The sequence below is a fragment of the Corynebacterium sp. HMSC056F09 genome, assembly GCF_001815785.1.
In the GTDB taxonomy this organism is placed as follows: domain Bacteria; phylum Actinomycetota; class Actinomycetes; order Mycobacteriales; family Mycobacteriaceae; genus Corynebacterium; species Corynebacterium hiratae.
Window position 1 is genome coordinate 1 of the sequence record NZ_KV821936.1, and the last position, 8,480, is coordinate 8,480.

The window sequence follows — 8,480 nt, forward strand, 5'->3', positions numbered from 1 at the left end:
TGCCCTCGTGGCGCAAAAGCGGGCTGTAGATCGTTTAGCCGGGCCTAAACCCTGAAGCGTCCTGGTTACCGATATCAACCTCAACATCGAGGTAACGATCTCCAGCTCAGAAGCCTGCCTTTTAGGCGCGATGATGCACAACCGCGACACCGAACGCCTTCAAGCAATTGCCACTACACTGGACGCCGACGACTTCGAAAGCCCAATCTTCGCCCACATCTTCACCGCAATGGCCGACCTGCTTTCCCAATCCCGCCCCTGCGACGCCGCAACCGTCCGAAGCCACCTCGAAGCCCAAGGAGCACATGAAGCCCTGCCTGCTGACGCTATTAACTCCACCGTCGTAGGCCTGCTCACACTTGGAGCAATCGATCTCCATGTAGGTGAATACGCCCGCCAAGTCGTCAGTACTGTTTAACGCTTGAGCAGCTCACCCGCCGCGCCGCCCACGGAGGACAGTACGGAGAAGGGGACGGTGAGCAGTGCCCAGGTCGGTGCGGAGGACATGAGGGTCATGGCGCCGGCCGGCTTGACCTGCGGCTGGCCGTCAGGGCCGTTGGTGGTGCCGCCGGCCAGGGAGGAGGCCATGGTGCCACCAAGCTGTGCGCCCTGCTGGGCGGCGGAGGACAGCTTCTGCAGGTCTTGTGCGGGCCGGCCTGTGCGGCGGGGGCGACGGTCAGAGCAAGGGCGAAGGCGGTGAGGCCGGCGAGGACGCGGGGCGCATCGAGGGAACTCCTTGAAGTAGGGGATTAGATCCCCTCACCGTAGCAGGTGAGGGGGCTAAGGGGTGGGTTCGGGCGCAGCTAGCTTGCCGATGACGCCAGCTCCCGCAGCGCCGCAGGGCCCTCGGCGTAGAGCTCCAGGAGGCGCCGAGTCTCATCCTGCATGGCCTGATGCGCCGGGCCCTGCCACTTGCGGGAGTCCACGAGGGTTTTGTTCTCCGCGAGAAGGCGGCGCACCGTGGAGGTGAACACCTTGTTGAGGTGGGTGGACACGTTGATCTTGGTCATTCCAGCGGCGATGGCCGCGACCATGTTTTCGTCGGAGACGCCGGAGGACCCGTGGAGCACCAGCGGCACGGGGACGGTGGTGCGCAGCTCGCGGATGCGGTCCAGATCTAGGGCGGCATCGCGGGTGATCATCGCGTGCGAGGAGCCCACAGCCACGGCCAGGAGATCGACGCCGGTGTCGGCCACGAACTGGCGGGCGTCCTCCGGGTCGGTGCGCACGCCGGGGGCGTGGACGCCGTCCTTGCCGCCCACCTCGCCGAGCTCCGCCTCGATGCTCACGCCGCGGTCGTGGCACCACTGGGCCACCTTGCAGGTGGTGGCGCGGTTGTCGTCATCGGGCAGGCGGGAGCCGTCGTACATGATGGAGGTAAAGCCCAGGTCGAGGGCCTCCCGGATTAGTTCCAGATCATCGGCGTGATCCAGGTGGACGCAGACGCGGGCGGAGGACGCCTTGGCAATGGCCAGCGTGGCCAGCGCGATGGGGGCCAGCTGACCGCCGTGGTACTTCACGGCGTTCTGGGAAATCTGGAGAACGACGGGGACATCGGCGAGCTCGGCGGCGCGCACCAGGCTGGCAGCGTTCTCCAGGTGGATGACGTTGAAGGCGCCGAGGCCGACTCCGGCGGCGCGTGCGTCGGCGGCGAGGCTGTGCAGGTTGGCTAGCATGTGAACTCCTTCGTTGGAAAGTTCGAGGTGTGTGGTGGATGGGGTGGGTTTAGGCGGTGATGTGTTCGCGCAGGCGGGCGACGTCGGCGGCATCGATCTCGCCGGCGACGGGGGCAAGCACGGCGGACGCGGACCAGGCGATGCCGTCGCGCAGCGCGGTGGAGAGCTCCTCGCCCGCGGCAAGGGCGGAGACGACGCCCGCGACGAGAGCATCGCCGGCACCGGTGGGGTTGCCCTCCAGAATTGAGTCGAGGCGCGCGGTGACCTCGCCGTCGGGGCCAGAGAGCAGCGCGCCGTCCTCGCCCATGGAGGTGATGATGACGGGGACACCCAGCTGCTGGAGGGCCGCCATCCCGGCGTGGACGTCGGCCGCGCCGGTGGCCTCCAGCAGCTCGTCGCGGTTCGGCTTGAGGATGTCGGCGCCGGCGCGGGCTGCGGCCAACAGGGCCGGGCCGGACGTGTCGATGAGGACGCGGGCGCCCGCGTCGTGGATCGCGGCGACGATATCGGCGAAGATCGTGGGATCCGTCTGCGGTGGCAGGGAGCCAGAGATGGTGACCCAGTCTTTGGATGCCAGGTGTGCGGTGAGATTAGCGATGAGCTGCTCCCAGAGCGACTGGGGGACCGGGGCGCCCGACTCGTTGAGCATCGTCGTGTCCGCGCTGTCGACCACCGCGATGGTCCGGCGTGTCTGCGCCTCGGCCTCGGTCCAGCGCTGGTCGATTCCGGGCGCGAGCTGGTCGAGCAGCTCCTTGAAGAGGACGCCTTCCGTGCCGCCGAGGAAGCCGTAAGTGGCAACGGGCGCGGAGCCGTGGGCATCGGCAAGCCGGGCAACGTTGACACCCTTGCCGCCGGGGCGGTGGGCGACCTCGCGGACGCGGTTGACCTTCTGCAGGACCACCGTGTCCACGGTGTAGGTCACGTCAATGGCCGGATTCGGGGTGATGCAGTGGATAGTCATGGCGATCCCCTAGGCCGTGGCAGAGGAGGCGGAGCCGGACTTGTCGCTCACGCGGAACATGATCTTGAGGCGGTCCTGCTGCGGGTCGCGGATGACCTCGAAGCCCTCGGCGGCGTTGGTGAAGTCGAAGACGTGGGAGATGAAGCCGCGGGCGGACTCGCCTAGGCCGGAGAGGATCTCCACGGCCTCGGACCACTCGTGGCCCGGGTAAGGGGCGGAGTAGGACATCCAGGAGCCGAAGAGTGCGAGTTCCTTGCGCAGGATGTACTCGAACTCTTTGGGCGGAAGAGTCCAGTCCTTGGTGGGGGTGCCAACGAAGACGACCTTGGCCTTCTTGCCCGCGCAGGCCAGGGCCTGGGTGCGCGTGATGGGGGCGCAGGCGGTCTCGATAACCAGAGCCGGCTGGGCGCGGTCCGCTAAGAACTCCTGCGGATCCTGCTGCAGCGAGTTGACGGTGGCCTTCGCCCCGAACTCGGTGGCCTTGCCCAGGACCCAGTCGTTGATGTCCACGACGGTGACGTCCTCGAAGCCGCGGGAGCGCAGGGCGATGAGCGCCATGAGGCCGATGACGCCGCTGCCAAGGATGAGGGTCGGCTTCTTCGTGTCAGCCATGGCCTCCGGGCCGGCCTGGTCCAGCGCGTGGAGAGCAACGGTGAGCGGCTCCACGAGGGCAGCGATGTCGAGCGGCAGGTCGCCCGCGGACTGGACGTTGACGGCGGGGACCAGGACGTAGTCCGCGAAGGCGCCCTGCTGGCGCGAGCCGATGAAGGAGTAGTTGGGACACAGCGAATAGTTGCCGGCCTGGCAGTATTCGCACTCGTGGCACGGGACGAGCGGGGCGACGATGACCTTGTCGCTCTCGGCCACGTCGAGCTCGGTGTTCGGGCCGATGGCCGCGACGGTGCCGGAGAATTCGTGCCCCAGGACCTGCGGGAAGGAGTGGACGCCGCCGTCGAAGTAGCGCGGAATGTCGGAGCCGCAGATGCCGCAGTAGCCGACGCGGATGAGGACCTCGCCGGTGCCGGGGGTGGGGACGGCCTTAGTGATTTCGGTGAATTCCTTGACACCGGTGACGGCGATGGTGGACATGGTGGTGGAGGTGGACATGATTGAACTCCCAAAGGTTGAAACGTGGTGTTTCGGTGTGGTGCGCAGGCGCGCTCAGAGGCGGCACCCGCGTTGAGATGAGGGGCGGATAGGGGTAGCTGCCGGCTAGGCAGCGTTGGTGCCTTCGGCCGGCTGGGCGGACTCGTCCGCCGCGGCGATCTCTTCGTCGGTGCGGTAGATGGTGCCCTTGCGGTACTTGACGTAGGTGTAGGCGAAGGCGCCGACGTACAGCACGAGGATGACCAGCAGGCCGATGCCGAACTCGCCGGACAGGCCCTTGGCCAGCAGGTACGTGAGCGGAGAGCCGCCCTGGTCCAGGGAACCGACCTGGCTTGCGCCGCCCAGCAGGCCCGTGTCGGATGCGAGCTGGGTCTGCAGCCCAACCATCTGGTTGGAAATCCAGATCGTGATGACCATGATGAACGTGCCGGAGATGAGGGTGCGGAACATGTTGCCCTTGTGGACGCCGACTGCCATGGCGACGAAGAAGCCGATGGTGGCCAGGTCGCCGAACGGGAGGACCGTGTTGCCCGGGATGAGGGCCGCGAGGATGACGGTCCACGGGATGAAGATGAGGGAGGCGGAGATGACCTGTGGCTGGCCCAGGAGCAGGGCCGGGTCTAGGCCGATGCGGAACTCGCCGTTGGAGAACCGCTTCTGCAGGATCTTCTTGGCCGAGTCGGCCACCGGCATGAGGCCCTGCATGATGAGCTTGACCACCATGGGCATGAGCAACATGACGGCGCCCATCTCTACAGCGAGCTTGAGGGAGTCGCCGATGGGGTAGCCACCCAGCAGGCCGATGATGAAGCCCAGGATGGAGCCGATGATGAGCGGCTCGCCGAAGACGCCCATGCGCTCTTCGAGCTTTTCCGTGGTGAGGTTGATCTTGTTGAGGCCCGGAATCTTCTCAATAGCGTCGTCCACGACGGTGGCGAAGACGCCCATGTAGGCCGAGGTGCCGTGGGGGATGGCCACGCCCTCGAGTCCGAAGTAGTTATCGGTGACCTTGCCCCACATGTCGCCGAGCTTGTAGGCGATGGCGGCGTGGATAGCGACGCCGAGGATGCCAAGCCAGAAGCTGCCCGTGGCGATCTGGACGATGGCGCCGGTAAAGGCCATGTGCCAGATGTTCCAGATGTCCACGTTGAGGACGCGGGTGGTCTTGGTGAGCAGCATGACCACGTTCACCGCGATGGCGACGGGGATGGCCACGAGGCCGAGGTTCGAGGCCCATGCCATGGGGGAGGTGCCGGGCCAGCCGAGGTCCACGACCGTGAGGCCGAGGTTCCAGTTATCGGCCATGGCCTGGGCGGCTGGGCCCATGGAACTGGTGAGCAAGTCGACGACGAGCGAGATGCCGACGAAGCCGACGCCGATGGTCAGCGCGGAGCGCAGTGACTTAGCAACGGACTGACGCAAGCACAGGGCTAGGACGAAAATGATGAGTGGTAGCATCACCGACGGACCTAGGTCCACAATGTATTGGATTGCGTTGAGAAATGTATCCATTGCGTTCCCTTTCTCGAGTTGGTTTGTGGAGGGGAAACAGGTGCCGCCACGCCAATGGCGGGCATCTGGTTGTTATGAGGGTCAAGCGTCACGCCAATGGCGCTTGACCCTTTGCATTTGAGCTGTTGTGTTGACTGGCGCGATTGCGTCAGCCTCGTGAGAACTAGCCCTTGAGGACGTCGAGAATCTTCTGCTCGGTGACCTCAACGTTGATGCCGGAGACGAAGGCGATGCCGTGGACCACCGGGACGCCGTAATCGCGATCCACCTTGGCGGTGGTGACGATGAGGTCCGCGGTGGAGGCGACGGAGCCCAGCTCACTGATGCGGTTCTGCGAGACGTCGGCCTCGATGCCGTTCTCCTTGCAGAGCTCACGGATGCGGTCGGCGGCCATGGTGGAGGTGGCGACGGCGCCGCCGCAGGCAACGATGATGTTCTTCTTGCTCATGATGATGTCCTTGTCTTGAGTGGTTGTGGTTTGTGGAAGTGGGGTATTCCGTTATACGGGGTTCTCGGAGTTCTCGGGGAACGTGGCTGAAAGGATGGCGGCGAGTGCCTCGGCATCCGGTGCTGCCTGCAGCTCCTCGACGAAGTCCGACTTCTGGATCTTCTTGATGAGCTGGGACAGAAGCTTGACGTGCATGTCGGCCTGGCCAAGGATGAGCAGCAGGACGGTGGAGACCTCCAGCGTGGAGTCTGCGTCTCCGCCCATCTCATGGAAGATAACCGGGGTGTCCAGCGTTGCCACGGCGATGGTGTTGCCGGTGACGAACTCGGCGGAGGTGTGGGGGATGGCCACGCCGCCGGAGATGGGCAGGCCCGTGGGGTACTCGGCCTCGCGGGCGAGCAGCGCGTCGACATATTCGGGCTTGGCGTAGCCGGCCTCGATGGCGGCGTTGCCGAGGACCTTGAACAGCTCCGCCTGGGATTCGACGTGCAGCCGCGGGAACTGAACTGCGGAATCAAAGAGCATCGATAACCTCCGATGTGGTGATGAGTCGGGAACCAGCCGATTCGATGGCGGTGACAATCTCCGCTGAGGGCGACGCGTTGGTAATAAACGCGGTGACGCTGGAGAGATCGTCCAACTTGTGGGGAGCGATCTCGCCGAACTTGGACGAGTCGGCCAGGATGAAGGCGGATCCGCAGTGGGAGAAGGCCTTCTTGGACGTGGCAACCTCCATGGGGTGGAAGTTGGTCACTCCGGCTTGGGCGTTGATGCCCGCGCAGCCGAAGAAACCGACGTGGAAGTACAGGGAATCAATTGCGGACTCCGCAAGCGGGCCGTAGAAAGAGTTCTCGTTCTTGCGCAGGATTCCACCCAGCACGATGGTTTGGATTGTGGGATGTTCGGACAACACTTGGGCGATGGGGAGGGTGTTGGTCACCACGGTGAGACTGAGGTTGGATTTTGCCAACTCCTGTGCCAGGGCGTAGGTGGTAGTTCCGTAGTCGAGAAAGATGGTTTGCCCATTCTCGATGTAGGGAAACGCCAGCGCCGCGATCGTGGCTTTCTCATCCTGGTGGATGCTGCGGCGGCGATCGTAGGCGGACTCCTTCTTACCTTCGGCCAGTTGGGCCCCGCCGTGGACGCGGACGATGGTTCCCTTGTCCTGCAGCTCGTTGAGGTCCTTGCGAATGGTTTCGACGGAGACGTCAAACAATTCCGCCAGCTCGCTGGCACGGACGAATTGTTCGGAGTTGAGGATGTCCACGATTTGCTCGTGGCGCTTCAAGAGATTCACTGTGCTTCCTCCTTTCGCTTCATGTTGTTCCACTTGGAAGTGTGGCAAATATACCAACCCAAACACAAGATTCTGGTTGGAAATAGGTTGGATTCCAGTTGGAAACGATTTCAATTAGTTAGAAAATGCGAGCTACGACAGCCTAAATCAATCACGTGACCGGCGTCACCCCTACCTCTGTGTGGGGGTGGCTGGCGTGGTGGCCCGGCATAGCGAAAGTCACCCACCCTTGCGAGTGAGTGCCTCTACGTTCAGGCGTCCTACGGTGCGCGCAGTGGTGGGTATGCCCTAAAGCAGCATGGTCTGAAGCTGGACTAGTGGAAATACCTTGCACATCTCGGGCCCGCCCGCTAGCCCCACTCCACAATGGGCCCAAGCTTGCTGACCAGGGCGTCGAACTCGGGTTGCGTCCGCTAGCGTGGTGCATCTGTGACCCGCTGATGTCGGTGCCGTGAACGAATGCGGCGACCATCGCGGGTACCTTTCGAATCCTTCTACCTATCCTCGAAAGGAAGCGCACCGCGATGGCCGCTGACCCCCATCATATCGACCCCACCGAGTATCTCGAAGAACTGCTGACCCAAGCCTCCCCAGATTTAATGCGCCAAATGCTTGGCGATTTCATCAACCAGATCCTCTCCGCCCAAGCCGACAGCATCTGCGGCGCTGATTACGCCACCGTCTCCGATACTCGCACTAATTCCCGCAACGTGGGGTTGCCCGCAAATCGTGGACAAGTAGTGGAGCTACCTAGTGGTTAGGCAGCTATTTCTTTTCTGCTGGTGGTTGAACCGGACTGGTTCTCGAAGTCGACGGGGCTGACCATCCCCAGTGCGGAGTGCCGGCGCCGACGACATCCCCGTGCATCCTACCGCCGCCAATTCGACCACATGGCAGAACAACTGCGCTACGCCGCAGAAACCGCGCCCGAAGACGAACTTATGAACATCATGGTCGAACACGGCATCGGCCAGCGCCACGCCTGGAACCGCTACAAAAACATCAACCTCTAGACGCTCCTCGAAAGCAGCCGCCAGGGGTGTGCACACACGCATGAGACGATCAACGCGCACGCTCACCCCGACAGAAAGGACAGCCATGAGCATGCCTTTAACTCTGACCATTCTCGCTATCGTCGCCCTCGTGGCCTATAACCTTCTCGCCTTGCCGCTAGATCAAGCTGCAGGCGTAACCGTGGGGATTGCCGGGATCTGCGCCGTACAGGCATGGATATACAGTGCTGCTGCCAGCCTGACCTCCGACGGCCTGGGAATGGCGTGGGCCATTGTTTATGCGGGCATCGCCGTCCTGGGCGCTTTCGCCCTGACGGTAGCGATCCGCATCGCGCGCTAGCCCTGGAAGCTTTACCACCTTGCGTGCCTGCGTCTGCTTTGTGGGTGCGGGTGTGTGGGGTGGTTCTTTTTCGCGTGGGAAGCTAGTCGAAGTGAAGTAAACTCGATACCAACCCGCAGTTGCGGG

Annotated in this window: 11 protein-coding genes and 1 pseudogene; 4 read left to right on the plus strand and 8 right to left on the minus strand. The window is 63.6% G+C overall.

What is annotated here, in order from left to right; translation table 11 throughout:
* Window positions 1-97: 97 nt before the first annotated feature.
* Window positions 98-418 carry a DnaB-like helicase N-terminal domain-containing protein gene (locus HMPREF3056_RS07110; RefSeq protein WP_256375098.1) on the plus strand — a complete coding sequence of 107 codons (321 nt, stop codon included), beginning with the start codon at window positions 98-100 and terminating at the stop codon, window positions 416-418.
* Here HMPREF3056_RS07110 and HMPREF3056_RS13475 read toward each other — a convergent pair.
* The 8 genes from HMPREF3056_RS13475 to HMPREF3056_RS07145 form a co-directional block, all read right to left on the minus strand.
* Window positions 415-588 carry a hypothetical protein gene (locus HMPREF3056_RS13475; RefSeq protein WP_161799814.1) on the minus strand — a complete coding sequence of 58 codons (174 nt, stop codon included), beginning with the start codon at window positions 586-588 and terminating at the stop codon, window positions 415-417. The two genes, HMPREF3056_RS07110 and HMPREF3056_RS13475, sit on opposite strands and share 4 nt — an antisense overlap.
* A gap of 215 nt (window positions 589-803) precedes the next feature.
* The gene (locus HMPREF3056_RS07115; RefSeq protein ID WP_049156282.1) at window positions 804-1,676 is read right to left on the minus strand and encodes a class II fructose-bisphosphate aldolase; all 873 of its coding nucleotides are present in this window, start codon (window positions 1,674-1,676) and stop codon (window positions 804-806) included.
* Between the two features lie 49 nt (window positions 1,677-1,725).
* Entirely contained in the window at window positions 1,726-2,637 is a 912-nt protein-coding gene (locus HMPREF3056_RS07120) for a 1-phosphofructokinase family hexose kinase (protein ID WP_049156279.1), read from the minus strand.
* A gap of 9 nt (window positions 2,638-2,646) precedes the next feature.
* Window positions 2,647-3,744, minus strand: a complete 1,098-nt coding sequence (locus HMPREF3056_RS07125; protein ID WP_083317790.1) for a galactitol-1-phosphate 5-dehydrogenase — start codon at window positions 3,742-3,744, stop codon at window positions 2,647-2,649.
* Between the two features lie 105 nt (window positions 3,745-3,849).
* Window positions 3,850-5,256 (minus strand): PTS galactitol transporter subunit IIC, encoded by a 1,407-nt coding sequence (locus HMPREF3056_RS07130; protein WP_049156273.1) that lies wholly within the window; start codon window positions 5,254-5,256, stop codon window positions 3,850-3,852.
* Window positions 5,257-5,419: 163 nt separating this feature from the next.
* Window positions 5,420-5,704, minus strand: a complete 285-nt coding sequence (gene gatB / locus HMPREF3056_RS07135; RefSeq protein ID WP_049156272.1) for a PTS galactitol transporter subunit IIB — start codon at window positions 5,702-5,704, stop codon at window positions 5,420-5,422.
* 51 nt (window positions 5,705-5,755) lie between these two features.
* On the minus strand, window positions 5,756-6,229 hold the full coding sequence (locus HMPREF3056_RS07140) for a PTS sugar transporter subunit IIA (protein ID WP_049156269.1): 474 nt from the start codon (window positions 6,227-6,229) through the stop codon (window positions 5,756-5,758).
* Window positions 6,219-7,001: a DeoR/GlpR family DNA-binding transcription regulator gene (locus HMPREF3056_RS07145; protein WP_049156266.1), complete on the minus strand. Its 783-nt coding sequence runs from the start codon at window positions 6,999-7,001 to the stop codon at window positions 6,219-6,221. The genes HMPREF3056_RS07140 and HMPREF3056_RS07145 overlap by 11 nt, the downstream gene beginning before the upstream one ends.
* A 524-nt stretch (window positions 7,002-7,525) precedes the next feature.
* On the opposite strand from HMPREF3056_RS07145, the pseudogene HMPREF3056_RS07150 reads away from it, so the two are divergent.
* The 3 genes and pseudogenes from HMPREF3056_RS07150 to HMPREF3056_RS07155 all read left to right on the plus strand — a co-directional run.
* Window positions 7,526-7,711, plus strand: a pseudogene (locus tag HMPREF3056_RS07150) (transposase); the annotation flags it as partial.
* A 180-nt stretch (window positions 7,712-7,891) separates the two neighbouring features.
* Window positions 7,892-8,014 carry a hypothetical protein gene (locus HMPREF3056_RS13875; RefSeq protein WP_256375087.1) on the plus strand — a complete coding sequence of 41 codons (123 nt, stop codon included), beginning with the start codon at window positions 7,892-7,894 and terminating at the stop codon, window positions 8,012-8,014.
* Between the two features lie 85 nt (window positions 8,015-8,099).
* Entirely contained in the window at window positions 8,100-8,354 is a 255-nt protein-coding gene (locus HMPREF3056_RS07155) for a hypothetical protein (RefSeq protein WP_070528721.1), read from the plus strand.
* Window positions 8,355-8,480: the final 126 nt, after the last annotated feature.

Coding starts and splice junctions, on each gene's coding strand:
- HMPREF3056_RS07140 (WP_049156269.1), bottom strand. CDS start 6,229: ATGCTCTTTGATTCCGCAGTTCAGTTCCCGCGGCTGCACGTCGAATCC.
- HMPREF3056_RS13475 (WP_161799814.1), bottom strand. CDS start 588: ATGGCCTCCTCCCTGGCCGGCGGCACCACCAACGGCCCTGACGGCCAG.
- HMPREF3056_RS13875 (WP_256375087.1), top strand. CDS start 7,892: ATGGCAGAACAACTGCGCTACGCCGCAGAAACCGCGCCCGAAGACGAA.
- HMPREF3056_RS07125 (WP_083317790.1), bottom strand. CDS start 3,744: ATGTCCACCTCCACCACCATGTCCACCATCGCCGTCACCGGTGTCAAG.
- HMPREF3056_RS07130 (WP_049156273.1), bottom strand. CDS start 5,256: ATGGATACATTTCTCAACGCAATCCAATACATTGTGGACCTAGGTCCG.
- HMPREF3056_RS07155 (WP_070528721.1), top strand. CDS start 8,100: ATGAGCATGCCTTTAACTCTGACCATTCTCGCTATCGTCGCCCTCGTG.
- HMPREF3056_RS07115 (WP_049156282.1), bottom strand. CDS start 1,676: ATGCTAGCCAACCTGCACAGCCTCGCCGCCGACGCACGCGCCGCCGGA.
- HMPREF3056_RS07120 (WP_049156279.1), bottom strand. CDS start 2,637: ATGACTATCCACTGCATCACCCCGAATCCGGCCATTGACGTGACCTAC.
- gatB (WP_049156272.1), bottom strand. CDS start 5,704: ATGAGCAAGAAGAACATCATCGTTGCCTGCGGCGGCGCCGTCGCCACC.